We start from the raw sequence: 25,393 nt of genomic DNA, 5'->3' as shown, positions 1-25,393 counted from the left end.
CAGCTCTCATTTCTAAAGATTATTGCTGGATAGTCGAGGGCGCGCATCCAAGCCGCACCCTCAAAACCCCACTGTTTGCAAACAAAGAGAAAGCGCCACCGTTCCGAATTTTAATATTTCGTGACCTGAATAAACGCTACGGATATGGGCTGCCGAAAACATCGGACCCCAAATTTCCAAAGGCGACCGCCATCGCTTACTCATGCATTTGACGCATGGGTGGCGTGAGACCTTGTCTCTGTTAGGACGATGAAAGAACGCTTATATTCCAATCATCGAAACGACGCCGGAACCGAACCAAGGTTGCTGACGTCAGACAGTCCTCAGAAAGGGCATTATCATGAACGTAGCACGCTCCCTGAACAACTGGCGCAAGTATCGTCAGACCGTTTCCGAACTTGGCCGCATGACCAGCCGCGAGTTGCAGGATCTCGGCATTGAACGGAGCGACATCCGTCGCGTTGCGCGGGCCTCCGTTGCCGGTTGATCGATATCGACATTGCTGCTTGAACGACGCCCGCCGATGACGCGGGCGTTTTTGCGTCTGGGAATTGCGCTACGCAAACCGGTCCGATTTGGATCTCAAATCATTGCAAAATACCCATGCATTTAACGCATATCTGCACTGCAACAAAATGACTATGAATTGGGCATTTGTCGCGTATTATTTATCTCAACGAAGCGATGCATCCTCCTCCCGCAAAGCTTCGTCTCTCGGACGACCCACTCCTCCTCCCTAGGGGCGTCCGATGGAACGGTGGCACTCCTCCTCCCAGCCGCTGTTCACTCTTTTAAAAAGCCTGCCGCACCTCCTCCCGCGGCAGGCTTTTTTGTTTCTTCACTTCAATTCGACATTTTTCGCTCGATTGACTGAAAGTGCCAATGATCTCCATCAATTGGCATCTATTGCATAATTCTTTAAACCGGAATCGACTTAAAGAGAAAATTATGCAACAAATATAAGGATCTACAGCGAACCTTTGTGCGCCACATATGGCGCACGGCGCTGTAGCGTCGCCTCACCACTCTGATGATCTCACCCGTTGACCGCCATCCACAACAGGTGGCGCGCCCCGCCGCGTTTACCGTTGGCGCGCACCTGGACTTCTTCGGTGACGAACCCCACCTCTCGCAACCTGCGGGTAAAGGCGGCATCCGGTGCAGAAGACCAGACGGCCAGCACGCCTTTAGACCGCAAGGCAGCTTTGGCGGCACGCAGTCCAGCAGCATTGTAGAGACTGTCATTGGAGGCGCGGGTCAATCCGTCCGGACCATTGTCCACATCGAGCAGAATGGCATCATAGGCCGCCTGTTTTGAGCGGATCAGCGCGCCGACATCGCCGATATGAATATCGACACGCGGATCATCGAGACTGCCCTTATGAACCTCCGCCATCGGCCCACGCGCCCAGGCGACAACAGCCGGCACCAGTTCAGCCACGGTAACCCGGGCATCGGCTTGCAACACGCCGAGGGCGGCACGCAGGGTAAACCCCATGCCAAGCCCGCCGATCAGCAGGCTAGGCTTATCGCAGGCCCCTATCTTCTCGCAGGCAAGCGTTGCCAGCGCCTCTTCCGAACCGCTCAACCGGCTGTTCATCAGCTCGTTGGCGCCAAGCATGATCGAGAATTCCTGGCCCCGCTGCTTCAGGCGCAGATCTCCGCCGCCATCGGGAATGGCTGCACTGTCAAGCTGTATCCAGGGAAGCATCGGGCCGTCTCTTTATCCTGCAAAAGCCGCCCAATAGCATAGCAAGGCCCGCCAACCAAGGCGCAAAGCTTTTGCACGCCTGCCCTGCCTATCGGTTCACACCACCGTTTACCCGGTTTCCGGCATCGTCAAACAGATAGCAGCGTTTCGAGTCGATATGGATCGTCACCTTCTCGCCCTTGCGGATTGCCTGCTGGTCTTCCATCACCATGGCAATCGACTGACCGTCCTGCATGGACAAATAGAGAATGGTCTGCCCGCCCAGATGCTCGACCAGATCGACATGCGCCTCGCCAAGGGTAATTTCGGCTGGACGCAGGCTGAGATGTTCGGGCCGGACACCGACGCTGACTTTTTGCCCCACCTGTGCGCCGGGGCTTGTCCGCGCCAGATCGACCGGCTTGCCGTTCAGCTCAACAGCGGTTCTGTCTCCAGCCTCCACCAGCCGGGTATCGATGAAATTCATGCGCGGCGAACCGATGAAGCCCGCAACGAATTTGTTTTTCGGATTGTTATAGAGATCAAGTGGCGCGCCGACCTGTTCGATATAGCCGCCTTTCAGCACCACGATTGTGTCAGCCATGGTCATGGCTTCGACCTGGTCGTGGGTCACATAGATCATGGTATTGCCGAGGCTCTGATGGAGCTTGGCGATCTCGACACGCATCTGCACCCGCAATTCGGCATCGAGGTTAGATAAGGGCTCGTCGAACAGGAAGATATTCGGCTCACGCACAATGGCCCGCCCGATGGCGACGCGCTGACGCTGACCACCGGACAAAGCCTTGGGCTTGCGCCCCAGCAGCGGCTGGATCTGCAAGATATCGGCGGCCCGCTCGACACGCGGCTCGATATCCTTCTTTTTCATGCCAGCCGTTTCCAGACCGAAGGCCAGGTTTTTATAAACAGTCATATGAGGATAAAGCGCATAGGACTGAAAAACCATGGCAATGCCGCGCTTGGCCGCCGGCACTTCGTTCATCCTTTGCCCATCCAGCAGCAGAGTGCCACCGGAAATCGGCTCAAGCCCAGCGATCATCCGCAGCAGCGTGGATTTTCCGCAGCCGGACGGGCCAACAAACACCACGAATTCTCCTGGCGTGATCTCGAGATCCACGCCATGGATCACTTCAAGCGCGCCATACCGTTTGAAGACCTTTTGCAGGGTGACGCTTGTCGCCATCAGTTATGCCTCCAGCTATCGTAATAGGCGTTGTCGCTGCCAACTGGGAAATGCACCTCCTGCTTATGAGTGGCGCTCCAATAGCAAGCGGTGAGAAATTCCAGCGAGCGGCGGGCATCTTCCGTCGTGACCGGCGTCGGCGTGTCATTGACCAGGCAGGCATGGAAAGCCTGCATCTGGCCGGAAAACAGCTGGGCCATCGGCACCCAACCCTCAAGCAAGGCGTCGATCTTCTGCCCGATCTCAGGATTGGCCGGAATGATCCGCCAGGGATCGCCGCCGGGATGGTAAGGCGCATGGCTGCTTTCGAAGGTCACATGTTCAAAGCACAGCTTCAGCCGCGAGGTTTCCTCCGCCGAACCCAACGTCGCCGACACGGTTGCCAAGGCACCGCTTGTCATTTCCAGGCTGAGGCTGACGCAGTCCTCCACTTCAATCGGATTGACGCGAGTAGCGACCCGGGCATAGAGCGAGGCGACCGGCCCCAGCAGATAGCTCAACATATCGTTGATATGGATGGCATGGGTCATCAGCACGCCACCAAGTTCTGTCGCCCACTTGCCCCGCCACGGCACGGCGTAATAGTCCGACAACCGCGTCCAATGGGTTTCTGACGTAGCGATGTAGGCTTTACCCGCCAGACCCGCCTCGATGATCCGGCGCGCCTTGTGGACGCCGTCGCCGTAACGGTACTGGAAAATCGGCATCAACCGGCCTTTGGCGGTCTTCTCATGGATCATCAACCGGTCGATTTCCGCAAGCGAACCGACAAGCGGCTTTTCGCAGATCACATGCTTGCCCGCGTCCAACGCCTTGAAGATCAGGTCGTAATGGGTGGAGGGCGGCGTGCAGATATCGACAATGTCGATGGAAGGATCGTTGAGCACGGCGTCGAAATCATCGGTCCGTCCCGCGATAGAAAACTCCTCGCCAAACTGGGCCAGACGAGCGGGATCAAGATCGCAAATGGTGGCAACCCGGAACAGATCCGTATTCGGCATATAGCCCTCGCGGATATGACGCGCGCCGATGCCAAGGCCAATGACGGCAACGTTGAAGGTCTTAGACATTGCCAGCACCCTTCTGCTTTGCCGCATCCGCGAAAGCCTGGGCTTTCAGCGCCAGTTCCATGGCCTTGAAGCAATGCTCCTGCTCCATGGCTGTTTCCGTGCGATCCCGGATATCGGCCAGCAATTGCCGGCCATAGGGCCGCTCGGTTTTGCTGCAATCGATATAGCGCGTGCCGGTTTTGTCGGTCAGGAACAGATGGTCGGCACCGGGCCGACCCTCGATATCGAGATATTTCCGAAGCTCGATTGTCCCTTCCGTGCCAACAATGAACAGCCGTCCGTCACCCCAGGTCGGCAGGCCATCGGGGGTGAACCAATCCACCCTGATATAGCCGGTGGCCTTGCCGGTGGTCAGGTGAATATCGCCGTAATCCTCAAGGCCGGGCGTGTCGGGATTGGCCCGGTTGGCGGTGCTGGCCGACAGGATTTGCGCATCCTTGGCGCCGGTGAAAAACAGGAATTGTTCGCATTGGTGCGAGGCGATGTCGATCAGCACGCCGCCATAGTGCGCCCGGTCGAAAAACCAATTGGGCCGGTGTGGCTTGCGCAGCCGATGCGGACCAAGGCCGGTCGTGTGGATCACCTCGCCGATCATTCCGGCCTTGACCAGATTGCCTGCCTCCACGGTGCAGGCCGTCTCGAAATGCTCGGAATAGAGGATGGAAACGATCCGCTTCGTTTCCGCCTGGACCTTTCGCACCGCTTCCAATTGCTCGAACGTGGTCATGCCCGGCTTGTCCAGCATCACATCCTTGCCATGGCGCATGGCGGCAATGGCGATCTCGGCGCGGTTGGCAGGAATGGCTGCCGACAGGATCAGGGCAATCGATAGATCTTCAAGGATCTGTCTGCGGTCCGCAACGCGGCGCGCCTGTGGGTAGCGTGCGGCAAAAGCCTGGGCCAATTCATCTTCTTCTGCAAAAAACGTCGCAAACTCAGCTCCGGCGTCCAGCATGAAAGCGATCTGGCCGAAAATATGATCGTGATTGATGCCGATAACGGCAAAACGCAAGGCACTCATCGTCGCAAGCTCCTATTGGAAAATCATCTCAACGCTTCAGACCGGCGGTGGCGATACCGTCGATCAGCAGGCGTTGGCAAAACAGGAAAATCAGGAAAATCGGCACCAGCGACAGGCTGGACATGGCAAACAGCCCGCTCCAGTCGGAACTGCCGGTCGAGTCCACGAACGACCGCAACCCAAGCTGCACCGTGTAGGTATTGATATCGCTCAGATAGATCAGCGGACCGAAGAAATCATCCCAGCTCCAGATGAAGGAGAAGATCGCTGCCGTCGCCAGCACCGGCAGGGAGAGCGGCATCATGATCCGCCAATAGATCCGCCAGGGGCTGCACCCGTCCATCATCGCCGCCTCGTCCAGTTCGCGCGGGATACCACGGAAGAACTGCACCATCAGGAAGATGAAAAACGCATCGACCGCCAGAAACTTCGGCACGACGAGCGGCAGAATGGTCTTCACCCATCCCAGTTCGAGAAACAGGATATATTGGGGGATGAGTGTGACGTGATACGGCAGCATCAGCGTCCCCAGCATCAGCGCGAACCAAATATTGCGGCCCCGAAACTCCAGGCGGGCAAAGGCGTAAGCCGCCAGCGAGCAGGAAAACAGATTGCCCACCACGGTCAGCACGGCAATGACCAGCGAGTTCCAGAAATAGGTACCGAAGCTGACCTGGGTGCTGAACCAGCCTCGCATATAGGCGCTGAAATCCACTTTCGAAGGGATCAGTGAGGCCTGGCCGAAGATCTCGCTCTGGTCCTTGATCGAACCGGACAGCATCCACAGCAGCGGATAGAGCATCACCAGCGAGGCTGCCGCCAGAACGATATGCAGGATAAGGGACACCGGCCAGCGCCGTTTTTCCTGCGCATGGATGTCCGGGGAGGAAGCAAGTGCTGCATCAGTCATCGTAATGCACCCAATAGCGCGAGGACAGGAAGGAAAAGGCCGTGAACAGCGCGATGATGATCACGAGGATCCAGGCAAGCGCTGCCGCATACCCCATCCGGAAATAGCCAAAGGCTTCCTGGTAAAGGTAGAGCGTGTAAAACAGCGTGGAATCAATCGGGCCACCGGTGCCCGACGAGATCACATAGGCGGGCGTAAAGGCCTTGAAGGCATCGATGGTCTGCACCACGGCATTGAAGAAGATCACCGGCGTCAGCAAAGGCAGGGTGATCTTGAAGAACATCCGCACTTTGGAAGCGCCATCCAGGCTGGCTGCCTCATACATATCAACCGGGATCTGCCGTAGGCCAGCCAGAAAGATAATCATCGGCGAGCCGAATTGCCAGACAGCCAGGATGACCAGCGTATAGAGGGAGTAATCGGGATTGGAGATCCAGCTTGGCCCTTCGATGCCGAAGGTATTCCAAAGCAGCACGTTGATCGCCCCGTCGCCATCGAACAATTGCCGCCAAACCACCGCGATGGCGACGCTGGAGCCCAGAAGCGATGGCAGGTAGAAAACCGCCCGGTAGAGCGGTAGGCCGCGAATGCCCTTGTTGAGCAGCAGGGCAACCAGCAGGGCGAAGGTCAGTTTCAGCGGCACCGACAGCACCACATAGACCAGCGTCACCCGCATGGAGGACATGAATTTTTCGTCAGCCGTGGCGATGCGGATGTAATTGTCCAGGCCGACCACATTAGGCGATTGCAGCAGATTGTAGTCGGTCAGCGACAGCCAGAAGGAAAACAGGGCCGGGCCGAGCGTGAGTACGAAAAAGCCGATGAACCAGGGCAGGAGAAATAGATAGCCCGGCGCGTTGCGCGCCAGACTGGCCCTGAACGGCGACGGTGTCGAGATAGGCTGCATCACTGGCGCGGCACCAGAGGTGCCGGCCATTCCATCGCGAGTGGTGTTCACGGTTTCAACCCCGTTTCAGATTGGCAGCCGCCTGATCGACGAATTTCGCCGCGCCGTCTTCCGGCGAAAGTCGCCCAAAGCCGACTTCTTCGCCGATCTTCTTGATCAACATCTGGTTTTCACCCGCGCCATTTGGCGGCGGCGGCGGAAGCGGACCGACATGCGGCGTCAGCCGGGCGATATAGTCAAGAATTTCCTTGGACTGATCGTTCAGCGTCGGCTCCAGGGCCTCGCGCATGGTCGTCGATGCCGGAATACCACGCTCGATCCCGAGCGCCAGCGCCGCATCCTTGTCTTCGACCAGGAAATTGACGAAATTGACAGCAGCATCCTTGTTGGCGGATGCGGCGGAGACCGAAATCAGCATAGAGGGCTTCAGATAATGCCCAGGCTTGCCACCCTTGGTTTCGGGATAGCTCATCAGCGTCAACGGGTCCTTGTTGACAGCCTGGAAGGCGATGAACTGATTTGAATTGACGAAGCCAACGGCCGCCTTGTTCAATGTCACCATATTGTTTTCGACATTGAGCTGGTCGAGCGCCTGGATATCGGCTGGCACGCAGGCCTTGATCTTACGCATCCAGGCCCAGAATTTGAACCATTCGGTTATATCGCCCTGGTCGAAACCAATGGTGCCATCCGCCGTATACAGCGCCTTGCCGCGCTGACGCAGCCAGCATTCCAGATTGCTTTCGCCGACGCTGCCGTCCTGCGTACCATAAAAACCACGGCGCTTCTTGGCGGCAGAGACCTTAGCGCAGGCCTCGCCGAATTCCTCCCAAGTCATGCCCTCGTGCAGCGCGTCAACGCCGGTTTCCTGCCACGCCGCCTTGTTGACGAGTGCCGTGACGGAATTGACGCCGAGATTGACGCCGTAGAGCTTGCCGCCAACCTTGCCGGCATCGATATTAGCGGCGCCGAAATCGTCGATTTTCAGCGTTTTTCCCATATAGGGCGTCAGATCAAGCAGCGTACCGCGCCGCGCATATTCAAAAATATAACGGTAATCCATCTGGATCAGGTCGGGTGCATTGCCGCCCGCCGTCTGGGTGGCCAGACGTGTCCAGTAATTGTCCCAGCCAAAAGACTCGCCATCAATGGCTGTGCCGCTGTTCTTGGCCTTATAGGCTTCGATGACCTTGAAGGTTCGGTCGTTGCGCTCCTTGGAGCCCCACCACAAAAACCGCAGGTTGGTGGCCGCTCTTGCGCCAACTGCACCCATGCAGATCAACGGCATCGTCAGACCCATGCCAGCAAGCACGGTTCGTCTGCTGAATTTTGTCATCATTCTGGTCTCCTCCCCAGTATCCAGATGAATTCAAATCGCGTGCGTTATGACCAGAACCTCCCTCCCGAGGTTACAGAACAGTCAACGCAAGGATATGAAAAAATTTTCATGCCCTCTACTTATATACACTATCCAAGCCGCCGATATCTCCCGAAACACCGGCATTTCTTTTACAAATTGTCGATGTTTCCACCGCCTGTCAAGCCGTGAAAATTTCATGCAGACAAACAATCTCAGCATGACAACAGCAAATGATATGCTAGCATAGCAGTTAAGTCGGGTCGAAGGAAATGATTTTGCATCATCACCAAAAGAGTGGAGGCGGCCAGAAGCGCGCGAGCCCTTGGAGGGAGTGTTGCGCGCCGGATTCCTTGGCACTCTCGTGCAAAAAAACGGCCCTGACACCATGATTGAGTCTTGAACAACCACGCAGCCCATGGAGGAGGTTTGTGGGCGCCCTGTCCGCCGGAGACGGCGTGATAGCGCCTGCAGGACACCACGGCTGTAGCCAAGGAGGATGGCATGCAAGTCATACGCAAGAGACGCTTTGCTCTGGTCGGCGCCGGCCATCGGGGAACGACCATGTGGGGCCGCGACATTGTCGAGCGCTGGGGCGACCAGGTCGAGCTGGTGGCAATCTGCGACCTGAACGGATTGCGCGCCGAACAATCGCAAGCCCATATCGGCTCCTCGGTGCCGATCTACCTGGATTTCGACCAGATGCTGGCCGTTGAAAAGCCGGATCTGGTGATTGTCTGTACCCGTGACAGCACCCATGACGAGTTGATCGTCAAGGCAATGGAGGCGGGTGCCGACGTGATCAGCGAAAAGCCGATGACCACCACCGCAGCCAAGATCAAGCGCATTCTGAAAGCCGAAAAGCGCACCGGGAGGCGGCTGGACGTCTCCTTCAACTATCGTTTTGCGCCGACCGCTGCCCGCATCAAGGAATTGCTGAATTCAGGCGTCATCGGCGATGTCACCTCCGTCGATTTTCATTGGTATCTCAACACCAGTCACGGTGCGGACTATTTCCGCCGCTGGCATGCCTATACCGAAAATTCCGGCAGCCTGTTTGTCCACAAGGCCACCCACCATTTCGATCTATTGAACTGGTATCTTGATTCGGACCCGGATCTGGTCTCCGCCTTTGCCGACCTGAAGCATTACGGGCGCAATGGGCCGTTTCGAGGCGAGCGCTGTCGCACCTGTCCCCATGCGCAGCAATGCGATCATTATTTCGATATGCGCAAGGAGCCTTTGCTGGAAGCGCTTTACGAAGCGCCATCCAAACAAGATGGCTATGTCCGCGATGCCTGCGTATACCGGGAGGATATCGACATTCCCGACACCATGGTCACCAATATCCGCTACAAGAACGGTGTCCATGTCTCCTATTCGCTGAATACCTATATGCCGATTGAGGGCCACCATATTGCCTTCAATGGCCACAAGGGGCGTATCGAGCTTCGCCAATATGAAAAACAGCACTGGACCGAGCCGCCAGCCGATGAAATCGTGCTGATGCGCAATTTCGGCGAGGTCGAGCGCATCTGGGTGCCGCATTCCTCCGGCGGCCATTACGGCGGCGATGACCGGCTGCGCAATATGCTGCTAAAGCCCGGCATGAATGACGAATTGCGCCAGCGCGCTGGCGCAAGGGCTGGGGCCATGTCGGTTCTGTGCGGGATTGCCGCGCTGGAAAGCAGCCGCAGCGGCAAACCCGTCACTATTGCCGATGTCTGGGGTGAGGATGAAGGGATCGGCCTTCTGGAGCAGATGACTTAAAATCGATAGGACAAAGGCACCCCACGCCTCAGGCCAGCAGAACAACATCGGATACAGACGCCGCCATGAAAACCATACGAAAGCTCGATAGCCTGCTCGCCCGATTGGCCGATCTTATCTTTCAACCCATCGGTGTTTCGGTGCCGCTGCGGTTTCGGGCGGCACATTATGACGAGCGTGCAAGCGTGCTGAGCGAAAGCCGCGAGCACTGGGTGGCAGTGACGCCTGACCATATCTGGGGCGAACCGGATGGCTATTACTGGTTCGGCGGTAACGCCACCCTGCCCCAGGGCGTGGATGGGCAGCGGATCGTCGGACGCATTGAGGCGGCGTTTGGCAATGTCATGGGCCGTAGCGATCCGCAATGCCTGGTGCGGATCGATGGAACGATCACCCAGGGCGGCGATGCCAACCACCGTGAATTCCTACTGACACCGTCTGCCCAAGCTGGCCAGAGTTTCGATATCCAGATCGAAGCGGGGACGATCGAGGATCGGCGGCAGCTCGGCTTTGCCGTCAGCCTGCATCACCATGACCTGGAGGTTGAGGAGGCCTATTACGACATTCGCGTGCCGCTGGACGTGGCCCGTCTGCTGGCAGAGGACGATCCACGCCGCCATTTCATTCTCCGTACACTGGATGATGCCATCAACGCCGTGGATTTTCGAAAGGGCAATGAGAACAGGTTCAAGGCCTCGCTTGCCACAGCGCGCACTATCACGGCGGCCATCTACAATGCCGTTGATTTTGAGGAAAAGCCGGTCGTGATGGCAACCGGCCACACCCATATCGATGTCGCCTGGCTTTGGCGGGTGCGCGAAACCCGGCAGAAGATGGCGCGATCCATGGCAACCGCCCTTGCCCTGATGGAGGAGTTTCCCGACTACCGGTTCATGTATAACCAATGCGTGCTGCTGGACTATCTGGCTGACGACTATCCGCAATTGTTCGAGCGTATCCGCGCCCATGTGACGACCGGTCGGTTTGAAATCGAAGGGGCACTATGGCTGGAGCCGGACGTTAATATCGCTGGTGGCGAGGCGCTGGTGCGCCATATCCTCTATGGCGTCGCCTATCATCGCAAGACCTTTGGTGTCGAGCCGCGCATGGTCTGGTTGCCGGACACATTCGGCTATTCAGCGGCGCTGCCGCAATTGATGCGCAAATCCGGCCTTGACAGTTTCGTCACCCATAAACTGTCCTGGAACGACACCAACCGGATGCCTGACGACAAGCTGTTCTGGCAGGGTATCGATGGCAGCAAGGTGGTCGCCTATTTCCTGACCACCCAACCCTATGATTCCAAGCTGATCAACACCACCTACTGCCCCAACCTGAAGCCGACCCATGTGATGGGAACCTGGAAACGCCACGGCCAGCAGCGGCTGGGTAAGGAACTGTTCCTGGTCTATGGCCATGGCGATGGCGGCGGCGGCCCAACCCGCGAAATGCTCCAGAATATCCGCCGGATGGAACGAGGCATACCCGGTTGCCCGAAGGTCGAACACGGGCAAATGCGGCCCTTCTTTGAGCGGCTGATTGCCGAGATGCAGGCCAATCCAGACAGCTATCCGACCTGGGTCGGCGAGCTTTACCTGGAATTCCATCGCGGTACGCTGACCTCCGTCGCCAAGAACAAGCGCTTCAACCGCAAAGCCGAAATCGCGCTTCGGGAGTTGGAGACGCTGGCGGTGATGGCGGAGCGGCAGGCAGGCCATGCCTATCCCACACAGCAATTGCGCGACCTTTGGGACATTATCATGCTCAACCAGTTCCACGATATATTGCCGGGATCATCGATTGGCGCTGTCTATGAAGACAGTGACCGTGATTACGCCAGGCTATTTACTGAGGCGGAAGCCTTGCGAGCCGAACTCATGGCGCTATTGCCAACCCATGGCGGCGATGTCGTCTTGAATGTGACCGGTCGCCACCGGGCCGGTCTAGCTCTGACCCATGAACCTCATGCCTCGGGTCAGACCCTGGTTCTGGCGGATGGATCGAAAACCCACGCCGTCCGGTTGGAAAACGTGCCGCCGCTGTCCTTGTCCGCCGTCCTGCCCTGCGGCCCGACACCGCCCGGTGCCGTTGAGGTTGAACCATTTCGGCTTGCCAACCGCTTTCTGGATGTGGTGTTCGACCCCAAAGGTCGCATCCTGTCACTACATGACAAGGTGCGAGACCGCCATGTCTTGAAGCCCGGCCACACCGCCAATCGCCTCCAGGCCTTCCGGGACATGCCCGCAGAATATGATGCCTGGGATATCGATAGCGATTTCGAAGACCAGATTTTCGAGATCGACGATCTCGTCAGCGCCGAGATTGTCGAAACCGGGCCTTTGCGCGCCGCAATCCGGTTCGAATGGCGCTATGAGGCCTCGCGGATCGTCCAGGTCGTCTCTCTTGAGGCCGCCAGCAGGAAGCTGGAATTCGATACGTTCATCGACTGGCATGAGCACAATACGCTGGTCAAAACCGGCTTCCCGATGGCGCTCAACACCGCGTCAATTGATGCGGAAATCCAGTTCGGTCATGTTCGCCGCGCCACGCACCGCAACACCTCCTGGGACCGCGCCCGGTTCGAATGCTCCATGCAGCGCTGGATCGATGTGAGCGAACCGGATTTCGGCATCGCCTTCCTCAACGATTGCAAATATGGCTATGACGCAAAGGGCAGCGATATTCGCCTCACCCTGCTGCGCTCACCGACCTATCCATGGCCGGATGCCGACCAGGGCGAACATCGCCTGCGCTACGCCTTGCTGCTGCATGACGGCGACAAGGCCGTGGTGCATGATGCCGCCGAGGATTTCAACATGCCTTTGCAGATCGTTGCGACCGGAAAGGCTAATGTTGTATCAGGAGATCAAGCTCCGCCACTACTGTCGATAGAAACAGATGGCATTACGCTGGAGGCGGTGAAACAAGCCGAGGCGGGCGATGGCTATATCTTACGCCTCTGGGAAACCACCGGAAGCCAGCGTCACGCGCGGATTAAACTCGACAACGGGATCACCCATGCCGCCCTCGTCGATCTGCTTGAGGAAAATCCGGTGGCGGTAGACATTAACGAAAAAGGGCTGGATCTTGCCTTCCAGCCCTTCGAAATTCTGACGCTGAAACTCTACAGATAGACCGTAAAATTCTAAAGCAAACCCTCAACGAGGGCTTGGATAGCGGGCTTCGTACCAGGACTTGAACAGCGCATACTGGTTTTCCAGATGGGCACGCTGCGAGGAACTCAAAGCGTCGGTCTCGTTGAAATGCAGCGTATATTCGGTCTCGCCATTCAGGACCATGAGATATTTATAGTGCAGCACCAGGTCCGGGCCTTCGTCATAGGTCGAAAGCACCATCAGCGCCTCTTCCAACTCCTTGGCCTCGCGGCGCGCCCTCGGGTCGCCCTTGGCCGCCTCTTTGGAAAGGGCCATCAGGTGCAAAACCTCTTTTGGCAGCGCATTGCCGATCCCGGTGATTGCGCCAGCCGCGCCGCAATTAACGAAGCCGTGATACACGCCGGTATCGACGCCGACCATCAGGATCAGGCCGTCATCGCCGGAGGTGATGTTTTCGGCTGCATAGGTCATGTCGCCCTTGCCACCGAACTCCTTGAAACCAATCAGGTTGGAAAAGCGGGCGCGCAGCTGGAAGAACAGGTCGGCGCGCGTCGCGAAGCCATAATAGGGGCTGTTATAGATCACCGAGGGCAAATCCTTGCCCGCCTCAAGAACAGCGGAAAAATGGTCGCGCTGGGCGGCAATCGAAGAGCCGCGCGACAGAACCCGTGGAATGACCATCAACCCGCTTGCCCCGACTTTCGCCGCATGGGCTGCATGGCTGACGGCTGAACGGGTGTTGATCGCGCCGGTTCCAACCACGGTCGGCACACCGGCCTCAACCAGCCGGCGCACACCTTCCTGGCGCTCTTCATCGCTCAGCAGCGGCCAATCACCCATCGATCCGCAATAGACCACGCCCGACATGCCAAGACCGACAAGCTCTTTGCCCTTGCGAACCAGCCCATCGAAATCGGGGGTTCGGTCCGCTTTGCAAGGCGTCATCAGAGCGGGAATGCATCCCTTGAAAACCAGTTGGGTCATTGAACTCTCCCAGATTGACCGCAGGCAAAGACGCGGTTCGTAGCCGATGAAAGCGCACTACCATCTTCACGCCACTTTGTCGACAAATAAAATACAAGACATCAAGCCGCAAAAACCCTTCTCGTCTTGATATCGACTTCCGATCAAAGCTTGAGATTTACGGTCTGTCTTCCATCGGCGGTGATATAGGAACGGATCTGCCGCACAATCTGGTCGGCATGGGCGGTAGCCAGTGCATCGGAGCGCTCGGCATCGCGCTCGATGATTGCCTGGATCATGTCTTCATGCTCGGTGACATATTGCCTTGGCAACATATCGTTGAAGGATGAGTAATAGAGTCGGAGAATCCGGCGGCCTTCATCCAGCAATCGCGTAAAAAGATCCTCGTAATAGCGGTTTTTGCCGGCCTTCGCGATGGCGACATGGAAATCCCGATTGCTGGCGATCATCGCCAGCACATCGCGCCTCTCGACTGCCTCCGCGAAAACCTCCTGGAAACGGAGGATCTGCTCGATATGATCAGGCGTATGATTGAGCGCGGCAAGCCGTGTCGTCACCCGATACATCAAGGTCAGCGCATCGAAAAATTCCGAAAGGCCTAGAAAGTCTATGGAAGAGACGATGGTGGCGCGGTTGGTCAGCGTAGTGATCAGGCCTTCGGCCGCAAGCCGTACCAGTGCTTCGCGAATCGGCGTGCGCGACAAGGAAAAGCGGTCGGACAGTTGCTGCTCATCGACAGGACTGCCGGGCGCCAGCGTCAGCTCAATGATCTCATTGCGCAAAGTCTCATAGACTGTCGAGACTCCATAGCCACGCCTGTGGATTGGTTTTTCCGTGTCGACCGTTTTATCGTCCAAGAGCCTGTTCCCGATTGCTGCTGATTCATTCCAATCTATCATTTTCGCCGAAAAAAGCCCGAATTGCATTGGCCCCACTTGATTTGCCAATCTCGCATCCAACTTTCTGGAAGGGTGCGACATGTCATCGTCTCGAAATTGCCAAGCTTGGCACTAAGATACATCAACATATTCGGTGCCTTATATTCGATGGCATTGGATGAGGTGTCCCAGGGGGAAGCGGCACCAAGGGGGCTTGCAGCCATCAGGCTGCGGATTTTTCACTGATGGAAATTTCAACCGATAGGAGAAGCGCGTGACGATCAAGACGGTTGTCTGGGGTGAGAATATTCATGAGCACCTCAATGAAGTGGTGGGAAATCTTTATCCGGAAGGCATGCATACAGCCATTGCCAAGGCTTTGAACCGCGACAGCGACATTGAGGCCACGACCGCAACCTTGCAGGAGCCGGAGCATGGCCTGAGCACTGAGCGCCTGGAGCAGACCGACGTGCTGATCTGGTGGGGCCACAAGGATCATGGCAGCGTCCGCGACGAGATCGTTGAGAGGGTTGTCGCCCGCGTCCATGAGGGCATGGGACTGATCGTCCTGCATTCCGGGCATTTCGCCAAGCCGTTCAAGCGGCTGATGGGCACGCCCTGCGCCTTGAAATGGCGTGAAGCCGGTGAGCGCGAGCGGGTCTGGACGGTCAATCCCGGCCATCCGATTGCGGCTGGCATACCCGAACAATTCGTGCTGGAAAACGAGGAAATGTACGGCGAGTTCTTTTCCGTGCCGGAGCCTTTGGAAACCGTGTTCATCTCCTGGTTTTCCGGCGGCGAGATTTTTCGCTCCGGCCTCACCTGGCGGCGCGGCGCTGGCAATATCTTCTACTTCCGTCCAGGCCACGAAACCTACCCGACCTATCATAACGAAACGATACAACAGGTGATCTCCAACGCGGTGAAATGGGCGTATAATCCGCGCCCGGCGCTGAAGAGCATTCATGACGCCCCGAATGTGCCGGTCGATCAGGCGCTCGAGCCGATCCAGGAACGGGGTCCGAAATTGCATAAGGCCGGGGAGGCCGGATATCGATGAACACACCCGTCCGTATTCTCATTCTCGGTACCGGTGGCATGGCGAACCGCCATGCCATCGAGTTTGCCACCAATAGCGACGCCCAACTGGTCGGCGCCGTCGATGTCGATATCGCCAAGGTACGTGGTTTTGCGCTGCGCCATGATATCGCCAATACATTCACCTCGCTGGAGGACGCGCTTGCCTGGGGTGAGTTCGATGCCGTCGCCAATGTGACGCCCGACCGGGTGCATTATCCGACGACACTGCAATTGATCGCGGCGGGCAAGCATGTGTTTTGCGAAAAGCCGCTGGCTGAAAGCTTTGAAAAAGCTGATGAGATGGCCCGCAAAGCCAATGCCGCTGGACTGGTGAACATGGTCAACCTGACCTATCGCAATGTCGCGCCGGTACAGAAAGCACGACAGCTGGTTCAGGCTGGTGAGATCGGCAAGGTCCGTCATATCGAGGCCTCCTATCTGCAAAGCTGGCTGGTGTCCAAGGCCTGGGGCGACTGGGCAACCGAGGACCAATGGCTATGGCGGCTATCCACCAAGCACGGCTCAAACGGGGTGCTCGGCGATGTCGGCATCCATATTCTCGATTTCGCCAGCTATGGCGCGGCAACCGATGTCGAGCATATCTTTGCGCGGTTGAAGACATTTGAGAAAGCGCCGGGCAACCGGATTGGCGACTATGATCTTGACGCCAATGACAGTTTCACCATGACGGCGGAATTCAGCAATGGCGCCATCGGCGTCGTGCACGCCTCGCGCTGGGCAACCGGCCACCTTAACGAATTGCGCCTGCGCATGCATGGCGACAAGGGCGCATTGGAGGTGATCCACACGCCAACGGGCAATACATTGCGCGCCTGCATGGGCGACGATGTGGAAAAAGGCATTTGGACGGAAGTGGATGCCGGCACCGTTGCCACCAATTACCAGCGCTTCGTCGAGGCGGTGCTGGAGGGCAAAACCCGCGAACCTGACTTCCGCCATGCGGCTGACCTGCAAAAAGTGCTGGATCTGGCGATGGTGACAGAGTTGGAGCGGCGCGAACATTCCGTTCGCCGTGTTGATGCGGCACCTTCGCTGGCTGCGGTATCATCAAGGTGAGCGGCATGATCCTCTGGCTTTTGTGACGCTGTCACGCCTGTCATCACGTCCAGCCTGCCGAGTAAGGCTGGACGAAATTAAAATTGGCTCTTATAGAGTGTCGTCACAATGAGAGATGCCCGTAGATAAATGAATTTCTGCGTTTACCAAGATACTGGAGCGGAGATACAGGGCTATATCGTCCCTGACGGCTTTTCCACGAAACCCTGCATTCGCGTCCGGCTGAATGACGAGGACAGGGAAACCGAAATCTTGCCGTGGGTTTACGTTGATGGCGCTCGCGCTCTCGGCGCTCACGAGACCGGAAATGTTGGCTTCGTTCTAAACGACGACAATATTCCGGGCATCAGCACCGCGTCGAAGCTGGAGATTTATGATCCTGAAACGAGGCTCACCATCTACCGGCGAGCCCAGCCAGAATATATTCCAAAAAAGGTCTTGCGGATCGAAACATCCTATTTGCCGCACAGAGAGCTGGATCTGGGGGTGAAACCCTATTTCCAGTTTTTCGAATGCGGCGTTGAACGTTTCGGTTTTGAAACAGTTCGCCAGATGCTGGAGATCATTCACCAGCCTTCAGTCTACGTTTCGGGCCGGATTCTGCTGAAGGCCTATCTGGTTTACATCGGCTACAATATCGACACGACAATGCTTGCCTTGCGTGACCCCTTCTATGAGCTGGCGACGCGAATAATCGTTTTCAGCCGATCCAATAAGCATGAATTTTCCTTCGTTTCGCCGCGCGATAAATTGCTGTTCAAGCCGGTCATGAACCTGTTCGAAGGCTTGGCCTTTCAGGATGAAGAGGCGGTTATCACCGCTATCAGGCACGCGCCAAAAGAAACCCTGAATCTGCTGGCCTCCCCCTTTACCCATCAGCTGGTTGCCGCAAACCCGACTGACGTCCCCTCTCTTGATGACGTCACCAAGGCCCTCGATGCTCTGTCGCAGTTTACGGTTTTCGATCCCGGTCAGGACGATACCAGTTACCCCAAGCTGATTGCGGCAACCCTGGGTGTGCCGGAAAATGTGGTGCAGATGAAACCACCCGTGGAGACCATCCATCAGCTGGCCGATGTGCTGAGAAAAATCAGCCGCGTTCAGCATCTCCTGGAAGTCGATCTTCTGCTTTACCACTTCATCCAGAGAGCGTGTAAAGATGCAACAGCCGCTTGAGCCGCAGAAACTCGGCTATCGCTCCCATAAAGTCTTCGCTGTCGCCCCGATGATTGACTGGACGGACACGTTCTGCCGGCGGTTTCATCGTTTGCTGACCCGCCATGCGCTGCTCTATACGGAAATGATCGTTGCCGATGCCATTCTTCATGGCAAGCGGGATCGCCTGCTGGCTTTCGACGCCAGCGAGCACCCGTTGGCACTGCAACTTGGCGGTTCCGATCCGCATAAGCTGGCGGAAGCCGTGCGGATTGCCAATGACTGGGGCTATGACGAAATCAACCTGAATGTTGGCTGTCCATCGGACCGGGTCCAGGCCGGAACCTTCGGTGCCTGCCTGATGCGCGAACCGCAAACCGTCGAGGCCTGTATCCAGGCGATGAAAGCGGCTTCCACCGTTCCCGTCACCGTCAAATGCCGGATCGGCGTCGACGACCAGGAACCGGGTGACGTTCTGCCGGATTTCATCAAGCGGATGATCGGCGCTGGGGCGGACGCCCTGTGGATTCATGCACGCAAGGCCTGGCTACAGGGCCTCAGCCCCAAGGAAAACAGAGACATTCCGCCGTTGGATTACCCATTGGTTCACCTGATGAAGCAGGAAAACCCGGATATTTTTATCGGGATCAATGGCGGCGTTACCGATCTGGATCAGGCCAGCGCGCATTTGCAGGTCATGGATGGTGTTATGGTCGGCCGTGCCGCCTATAACAATGCCACGATGCTGACCGAAGTCGATGCTCGCATTTATGGCGAACCACTTCAGGCTCAAAACATGGACATCGTTCGTGATAAGATGATGGATTACGCCGCCCGCCATATCGCTGAGGGCGGACGTCTAGTGCATCTGACCCGCCATATGGTCGGGCTGTTTCAGGGCTATGCCGGGGCGCGGCGCTTTCGCCAGATCCTTTCGGCTGACGCACCCAAACCGGGGGCTGGACCTGATGTCATCGCGGCGGCATTCGCTGCGGTGGATATCGATGCTGGGCCTGTGCGGGCCGCCTGAAGTCTTGCTTCAGGTTTTTTGCACACGCCTCATCGAAGGGATGAAAACCAGACGCAATAAACGCAAAACGGCGCTCCTTGCGGAACGCCGTTCAAAATCATCCGCCATGAAGGACGGAGGCGAAACAATCACGCAGCGCGGATGTTTACAGCCTTCGGGCCCTTGCCCATGCGGTCAGCTTCGGTGTCGAAGGTGACTTCCTGGCCATCACGAAGCGTCTGGATGCCAGCAGCCTGGAGAGCGGAAATGTGAACGAAAACGTCCTTCGCGCCGCCTTCCGGGGTGATGAAGCCGAAGCCCTTGTCCTGATTGAAGAATTTTACGGTGCCCTTGATGGCCATGGGAGAAGTCCTTATCCCTTGAGTTTTTAGTTTCGCCACGCCCGGCGGCGGCCGGATGAAGCATGCATCGTCCCTTCGCGAAGAGACAGGTCGGTAAGTCGCGATAACGGGGAAAAGACGTCTACCAGCGGAGGTTAAGCCCCCAAAGCCGAGCAACCCAGAAGATTAAGCGCGGAGATACAATCAGTCCAGTCTCCGGGATCATAAATACCCGAACGCGAAATTATCTACAGGAAATCGCTCAAAGCGGCAAGCATTTATGCGTTTTTTCTGCTGAAATACCCGCTGGAATAGCGGTTTCCGTCGCGGCCATAATTGGGTTCAATAGACTACCCCTCAATATGTAGGGGCATTCATTCACGGTCAGATCCAGGCGCATTCCGACATGTTTCCAAAGGCAGTCGGTATGGTTGTTTGAGTCTGCCTTTTCGAGAAAAGCGGCGACCAGTTTTCTCTTACCCACCTCTAGCTACCCTCTTTTGTTTTGGGTCTTTCCTCTCGGACGGCGTCGACGATCCGATTGAAAAGGGTGAACCCGGTGAGATCCTCACAGGCGACCGAGAGCTTCGGCTGCCAATTGGGATAGCTACTGCTGGTTCCCGGAATATTGGTCGGGTTTTCCTCGTCGGTAAGGTCGGCAAGCCGGACAGAGACCAGCATGGAGGCTGTTTTCGCCATAAACCGATGAGCCGCCACGACGCGCTCATGCAGATCCGGCTGTTCGACACCATGTTCTTGCAACTCTATCCCAGCCAACGCAACGGCTCGCAGCAGGTCGGCTCGTTCCTGAATGCGGGCGGCCTGCTCCTGGAGTCTTGCCGCTTCCGGCACCAATCCATGGGCCGCGCGTGCTTCGATATCGGCACCGCGCCACCATCCCACCAACGTTTGGTGATCGTGGGTCGAGACGCAGGCAAGCGCCATAACCGGATATTTGTCCGGCGCAATAAAGCCGCGCTTGTCTCTTTCATAAGACAGGATGCGATAGGACAGGAGATTGGCATCCACCATCTGCTGTCTTAGTCCAGACGGCACCAGACCGAGATCCTCGCCAATGACCAGGCATTGGTTGCGCAAGGAGGCTTCAGCAATCACGCCCTGGATCTCGCGGGCGGGATAATCGACATAGGCCCCCTCCTCCGGCCCCATATCGGCTGGCACCAGGAACAATCGCTGAATGGCGGCGGCATGATCGATACGCACCGCACCCGCATAGCGCATCGCGACATCGATCATCTGACGATAGGGCGAGCGGCAAGAAAAGGCGATCAACGCCGGCTGCAAGGCGGCCAACCGCCAATCCTGGCCTTTGACCGCCCAAGGATCGGGCGGGCTGCCGATGCTGGCGCCGCGCAGATAGATATCCGGTTCGCTCCAGGTCGCCGAACCATCCAACGCTTCGCCGACCGCGAGGTCGAGGTAAAGGCCAATTCTCAAGCCCGCTTTGCGCGCTTGGGCAGCAACCGTCTCCAGCTGCCGGTGCGCGACCCATTGAAGCCACACATGAAATGCGATCTCCTCGGCATTCTGGCTACGGAAGGCCCGAACGGAGGGATGATCGATATCCTGATACTCCCCAGGCCAGGACATCCAGCCTGCACCATGGCCACCTTCGCTCATGAATCGGGATAAAGCCTCGAAGAGACCGTGATTTTGTAGAGCATCACCGCTTTCATCGCAGAAACGCCTGAAATCGGCTCTGTCCTGATCGTCGTTTCGCTCCAACCGTCTTGAACCGTCCCAGATCCGCCGCAGAACCTCAAGCTTCACACCGGCGACCGCTTTGTAATCGACAAGTTTGGATCGCCGTAAAGCGTCGAGCGTCTCTCTGTCGCTCATGCCTGGATGATAACCCGGCACCAGATCGACAGCGATATAAAGCGGATTGAGAAAGCGCCGGTTGGATGGCTCATAGGGACTGCACCGGGCGGGGTCGGCCAGAAAAGGCGCGTGCAGCGGGTTAAGCCCGATAAAATCGGCACCTTGATCGGCGGCAAGCATCACCATGCTCTGCAAATCGGCAAAGTCGCCAATCCCCCAATTGCGCACTGATCGCAGTTCATAAAGTTGCAGGCTGATGCCCCAGACACGATCTCGAGCAAGGCAATCGGGCAGATAGCTGCGACCAGGCTCACCCGCTTCCACGTTGAGAGCCGCCAACAACCGACGTTTTGTGACGTCTGAAATCGGAACTTCCGCCTGTTCTATTCCCGGTCTGGCGAGGTTGATCCCATGTTTCTTGGCAAGTCTGTTGATCATTGACGTCATGATTGGGTCCATCCTGAGCGATCGTTAGCGTCTGCGGCAGAGGCCTTGCCGCAGACAGCGTCGCGATGTGTGCAGTCACACCACCAACCCATCCTCAAGGTAACGGTTCCATCCACCAGCAACGATTGTCAGCGCCGGAGTAAGCAAAGCCTTTCAACCAACGCCTGCAAGGGCTGTCTCCCTTTCCATGCGTCTGCGCTCTCACCGGCATATGTTTTATTGAATGGAACCACCTGCCGCGTGAGGTGTTTGTCCTTGGTAAACAAATTATGCGGGTGGACGATGACGCAATCACATTCTGCCGAACAACAAGACACCGCCCGGGATTCTTTCGCTCCCAGAGCACCAAAGATTTATTATGTCCATCCATTGCTGCTCAAAGGCATGGCGGACTGGAACACCCTGTTTGAGCATGTCCGAGGACTCGGCTTCGATACAATACTCAGTGCGCCGCCATTTTCGCGTGCATCGGGTGCGAGCCTATTCATATCCAAATCCTTCGACACTTTCGATCCCGCTCTGGACCTCCCAGGCAGCGGCGATGACCGCCTGCGGGAGTTGACCGATGCCGCCCGGGCGCATGGCCTGGAATTCATGCTGGATATGGTGATTGACCGGATTGCGACGGAAACGCCGCCTGGGCAGGTTGCCGATCCAAGAATTTCGCCCTTTCATTCCGGTAGCCGCCCTGTTGATTTTACCAATAACGATGAAGCAACTCATCTGCTGGGTGAATGGCACACGCGCATTGCACGGTTTACTGCGGCTGGCGTGGCTGGTTTCCGCTGTATCGGCATTGATGCAGCGCCTTCGTCCTTCTGGCGAGACCTGATCGCCGCCGGTCCGTCGGCCCGGTTCTTCGCCTGGACGCCGGGTACGAGTTTCGAGGCGCGACGGGCCTTGCAAGGCACAGGTTTTGACGGCTGTTTCTCATCCTTTGCCTGGTGGAATCTGGAGGAGCCATGGTTTGTGGAGGAATACGCGCTGCAACGCCCCCTCGGCATTCAGATCGCTTTTCCCGAAGCCCCTTTTGCCCGGCGGATCGCCCACGGCACGGAAAGCCGTGAAATCATCGAGCGGAAGGCGATCCGCGCCCTGAACCTTGCCGCAGCGTTCGGCCCGTTGATGGTGCCGATGGGTTTCGAATTCGGGGTGAGCACGCCGCTCGATCCCATGCATGGCGATGGCCAAGGTATCAGGGGCCTGAAAGACCAGGGCAGTTTTGATCTGTCCGCCAGCATCCGCGCCCTCAATGATCAAGCCGGACAACGGCATGTTTTTCTCGGAAAACCCTTGCGGATCGTCGCCAAGGCAGGTTCACCGGCTTGCGCTCTGGTCCAATCCGACAGGGAAGACCTGCGGTCGTCGCAGCGCATTCGGATCGTCGCCTTCAATCGCGATTTACGCACATCAGCGACCCTACCGCTCCATGCGCTGCACGAACTCGCCTCCGGCTTCCTGCCACTGACGCTCGACCAGGGCCAAGCGCCGTCCGCGATCTTGGAGACAGGAAAAATCGGCCCGGGCGGGCTCTGCCTGCTCACTGGCGCACGGGCAGATGCCATCGTGTTCGAGCCTGAAACGACGGCAGGCGAGGCCGCCGCCGCACCGCGTCTGGCGATTGAAAATATCCAGCCGTCCGTGGATGAAGGACGTTTCCCCATCAAGCGCATTGTCGGCGACCGGATCACGGTTGAAGCCGATATTTTTGGGGATGGTCATGACCCGCTGTCTGCCGCCGTGCTCTGGCGGCCCTGCGATAGGGATGAGTGGACCGAAATCCGTATGGAACTGGTCGAAAACGACCGGTGGCGGGGTGAATTTTCGTTGTCACGGCTCGGACGGCATGAATTTGTCGTCGAGGCTTGGCGCAATCCGTTTGCGATTTTTCATTATGAGCTCTCCAAGAAGCATGAGGCACGGCTGGATCTGAAACTGGAATTGCAGGAGGGCATCGCCCTTGTGCGAGAGGCTTTGGCAAGAGCCGATGGCCAACTGGCTTCAGACCTTGAACAACTAATCGCTCATCTGGAACAGACCTCGGAACAGCAACGCGCCGACCTGTTGCTGCAAGCCGATACATTCGCCCTGATGGACCGCGCCGATGCCAGGCCTTTCCGGTTGCGCTCGCAGCCGCTTCCTGTCGATGCGGAGCGGTTGGAGGCGGGTTTTGCCAGCTGGTACCAGCTTTTCCCCCGCTCACAAAGCGGCGACCCCGATCGTCACGGCACATTCGCCGATGTCATCAAACGCTTGCCAGCCATTCGCGCCATGGGTTTCGATGTGGTCTATTTCCCGCCGATCCATCCGATCGGCACGACCAACCGCAAGGGCCGCAACAACAGCCTGAAGGCAGGCCCGAACGATCCCGGCAGCCCCTATGCAATCGGCTCGCCAGATGGCGGCCATGACGCCATCCATCCACAGCTCGGTACATTTGAGGATTTCAGAACCCTGGTTGCCGCTGCCCGCGATGAGGGGCTGGAGATTGCGCTCGATCTCGCCATCCAGGCCTCACCCGATCACCCATGGCTGACGCAGCATCCCGGCTGGTTCGATTGGCGTCCGGATGGCACGATCCGCTATGCGGAAAATCCACCGAAGAAATACGAGGATATCGTCAACGTTGATTTCTACGCGAAGGACGCGGTTCCCGCGCTTTGGCAGGCCTTGCGCGACATTGTCGAGATGTGGGTCGGCGAAGGCGTCAAACTGTTTCGCGTCGATAATCCGCACACCAAGCCGTTTCCGTTCTGGGAGTGGCTGATCGGCGATATCCGTGCCCGCCACCCGGAAGTGGTCTTCCTGTCGGAAGCCTTTACCAAGCCAAAGGTGATGTACAGGCTGGCCAAGATCGGCTTTTCGCAATCCTACACCTATTTCACCTGGCGCAATCTGCGTTGGGAGCTTGAGCAATATATGCTCGAGCTGACGACACAGGCACCGAAGGAATTCTTCAGACCGCATTTCTTCGTCAACACCCATGATATCAACCCCGATTTTCTGCAGAACGCACCGCGCTCGGCCTATCTGATCCGGGCGGGCCTGGCTGCGACGCTTTCCGGGCTTTGGGGTGTCTATAACGGTTTTGAACTGTGCGAAGGCCGCCCGGATGCCAAGCGCAAGGAATATGCCGACAGCGAAAAATACGAGATCACCGCCTGGGACTGGGACCGACCCGGCAATATCATTGCCGAGATTACCATGCTGAACCGCATTCGCACCGAAAACGCGGCGCTGCATTCCCATCTCGGCCTGACGCTGCTGCCCTCTTCCAACGACCAGGTGATGTTTTTCGAAAAGGCCAGTCCGGGCCGCGAAAACGTTCTGCTCGTGGCTGTCAGCCTCGACCCGCACAATGACCAGACCAGCTCAATCGAGCTGCCTTTGTGGCGCTGGGGCCTGCCCGATAGCGGCAGTCTCGCGCTCGAGGATCTGGTGACAATGAGAAAATTCACGTGGACAGGCAAATGGCAGACGGTCGGCTTCAACCCGCATGTCCTGCCGTTCAGCATTTACCGCGTCAGGTGAGGAG

The 25,393-nt window shown here is 57.4% G+C and carries 19 protein-coding genes; 8 read left to right on the top strand and 11 right to left on the bottom strand.

Features of this window, described 5'->3' with window-relative positions; genetic code table 11:
- Positions 1–340 precede the first annotated feature (340 nt).
- Positions 341–487 carry a DUF1127 domain-containing protein gene (locus AVI_RS29725; protein WP_012653926.1) on the top strand — a complete coding sequence of 49 codons (147 nt, stop codon included), beginning with the start codon at positions 341–343 and terminating at the stop codon, positions 485–487.
- Positions 488–1,036: 549 nt separating this feature from the next.
- On the opposite strand, the gene AVI_RS19865 is transcribed toward AVI_RS29725, so the two are convergent.
- From AVI_RS19865 to AVI_RS19835, 7 genes are all read right to left on the bottom strand, one after another.
- Positions 1,037–1,711 (bottom strand): spermine/spermidine synthase domain-containing protein, encoded by a 675-nt coding sequence (locus AVI_RS19865; protein WP_012653925.1) that lies wholly within the window; start codon positions 1,709–1,711, stop codon positions 1,037–1,039.
- An 88-nt stretch (positions 1,712–1,799) separates the two neighbouring features.
- On the bottom strand, positions 1,800–2,894 hold the full coding sequence (locus AVI_RS19860) for an ABC transporter ATP-binding protein (protein ID WP_012653924.1): 1,095 nt from the start codon (positions 2,892–2,894) through the stop codon (positions 1,800–1,802).
- On the bottom strand, positions 2,894–3,964 hold the full coding sequence (locus AVI_RS19855; protein ID WP_012653923.1) for a Gfo/Idh/MocA family protein: 1,071 nt from the start codon (positions 3,962–3,964) through the stop codon (positions 2,894–2,896). Before AVI_RS19855 ends, AVI_RS19860 begins: the two co-directional genes overlap by 1 nt.
- Positions 3,957–4,985: a Gfo/Idh/MocA family protein gene (locus AVI_RS19850; RefSeq protein ID WP_012653922.1), complete on the bottom strand. Its 1,029-nt coding sequence runs from the start codon at positions 4,983–4,985 to the stop codon at positions 3,957–3,959. The genes AVI_RS19855 and AVI_RS19850 overlap by 8 nt, the downstream gene beginning before the upstream one ends.
- Positions 4,986–5,013: 28 nt before the next feature.
- Positions 5,014–5,895 carry a carbohydrate ABC transporter permease gene (locus tag AVI_RS19845; RefSeq protein ID WP_012653921.1) on the bottom strand — a complete coding sequence of 294 codons (882 nt, stop codon included), beginning with the start codon at positions 5,893–5,895 and terminating at the stop codon, positions 5,014–5,016.
- On the bottom strand, positions 5,888–6,802 hold the full coding sequence (locus tag AVI_RS19840; protein ID WP_049777399.1) for a carbohydrate ABC transporter permease: 915 nt from the start codon (positions 6,800–6,802) through the stop codon (positions 5,888–5,890). Before AVI_RS19840 ends, AVI_RS19845 begins: the two co-directional genes overlap by 8 nt.
- Positions 6,803–6,857: 55 nt before the next feature.
- Complete coding sequence (locus AVI_RS19835; protein ID WP_012653919.1) at positions 6,858–8,141, bottom strand: ABC transporter substrate-binding protein; 1,284 nt, start codon at positions 8,139–8,141, stop codon at positions 6,858–6,860.
- A gap of 522 nt (positions 8,142–8,663) precedes the next feature.
- Between AVI_RS19835 and AVI_RS19830 the strand changes: the two genes are divergently transcribed.
- Together AVI_RS19830 and AVI_RS19825 are read left to right on the top strand one after the other, a co-directional pair.
- Positions 8,664–9,929 (top strand): Gfo/Idh/MocA family protein, encoded by a 1,266-nt coding sequence (locus AVI_RS19830; protein ID WP_012653918.1) that lies wholly within the window; start codon positions 8,664–8,666, stop codon positions 9,927–9,929.
- 65 nt (positions 9,930–9,994) lie between these two features.
- Positions 9,995–13,063 (top strand): alpha-mannosidase, encoded by a 3,069-nt coding sequence (locus AVI_RS19825; protein ID WP_012653917.1) that lies wholly within the window; start codon positions 9,995–9,997, stop codon positions 13,061–13,063.
- A 24-nt stretch (positions 13,064–13,087) separates the two neighbouring features.
- Here AVI_RS19825 and AVI_RS19820 read toward each other — a convergent pair whose 3' ends face one another.
- Both AVI_RS19820 and AVI_RS19815 read right to left on the bottom strand, forming a co-directional pair.
- The gene (locus tag AVI_RS19820; RefSeq protein ID WP_012653916.1) at positions 13,088–14,029 is read right to left on the bottom strand and encodes a dihydrodipicolinate synthase family protein; all 942 of its coding nucleotides are present in this window, start codon (positions 14,027–14,029) and stop codon (positions 13,088–13,090) included.
- A 143-nt stretch (positions 14,030–14,172) separates the two neighbouring features.
- Positions 14,173–14,886: a GntR family transcriptional regulator gene (locus AVI_RS19815; RefSeq protein WP_012653915.1), complete on the bottom strand. Its 714-nt coding sequence runs from the start codon at positions 14,884–14,886 to the stop codon at positions 14,173–14,175.
- A gap of 295 nt (positions 14,887–15,181) precedes the next feature.
- Here AVI_RS19815 and AVI_RS19805 point away from each other — a divergent pair, with 295 nt between their 5' ends.
- The 4 genes from AVI_RS19805 to dusA all read left to right on the top strand — a co-directional run bounded on the left by AVI_RS19805 (position 15,182) and on the right by dusA (position 19,249).
- Complete coding sequence (locus tag AVI_RS19805) at positions 15,182–15,967, top strand: ThuA domain-containing protein (protein WP_012653914.1); 786 nt, start codon at positions 15,182–15,184, stop codon at positions 15,965–15,967.
- Positions 15,964–17,064, top strand: a complete 1,101-nt coding sequence (locus AVI_RS19800) for a Gfo/Idh/MocA family protein (RefSeq protein WP_012653913.1) — start codon at positions 15,964–15,966, stop codon at positions 17,062–17,064. Before AVI_RS19805 ends, AVI_RS19800 begins: the two co-directional genes overlap by 4 nt.
- A gap of 252 nt (positions 17,065–17,316) precedes the next feature.
- Entirely contained in the window at positions 17,317–18,240 is a 924-nt protein-coding gene (locus AVI_RS19795; RefSeq protein WP_139192524.1) for a hypothetical protein, read from the top strand.
- The gene (gene dusA / locus AVI_RS19790; protein ID WP_012653911.1) at positions 18,224–19,249 is read left to right on the top strand and encodes a tRNA dihydrouridine(20/20a) synthase DusA; all 1,026 of its coding nucleotides are present in this window, start codon (positions 18,224–18,226) and stop codon (positions 19,247–19,249) included. The genes AVI_RS19795 and dusA overlap by 17 nt, the downstream gene beginning before the upstream one ends.
- A gap of 128 nt (positions 19,250–19,377) precedes the next feature.
- On the opposite strand, the gene AVI_RS19785 is transcribed toward dusA, so the two are convergent.
- Both AVI_RS19785 and malQ read right to left on the bottom strand, forming a co-directional pair.
- Entirely contained in the window at positions 19,378–19,590 is a 213-nt protein-coding gene (locus AVI_RS19785) for a cold-shock protein (RefSeq protein WP_012653910.1), read from the bottom strand.
- 465 nt (positions 19,591–20,055) lie between these two features.
- The gene (malQ, locus tag AVI_RS19780) at positions 20,056–21,858 is read right to left on the bottom strand and encodes a 4-alpha-glucanotransferase (RefSeq protein ID WP_139192523.1); all 1,803 of its coding nucleotides are present in this window, start codon (positions 21,856–21,858) and stop codon (positions 20,056–20,058) included.
- Positions 21,859–22,242: 384 nt separating this feature from the next.
- Between malQ and AVI_RS19775 the strand changes: the two genes are divergently transcribed.
- The gene (locus AVI_RS19775) at positions 22,243–25,389 is read left to right on the top strand and encodes a maltotransferase domain-containing protein (protein WP_234895228.1); all 3,147 of its coding nucleotides are present in this window, start codon (positions 22,243–22,245) and stop codon (positions 25,387–25,389) included.
- Positions 25,390–25,393: the final 4 nt, after the last annotated feature.

Origin of the sequence: Allorhizobium ampelinum S4 (genome assembly GCF_000016285.1) — a bacterium.
Lineage (GTDB): Bacteria > Pseudomonadota > Alphaproteobacteria > Rhizobiales > Rhizobiaceae > Allorhizobium > Allorhizobium ampelinum.
Note: the sequence above shows the minus strand (reverse complement) of the source record. Positions and strands in the feature narration are given on the sequence as shown.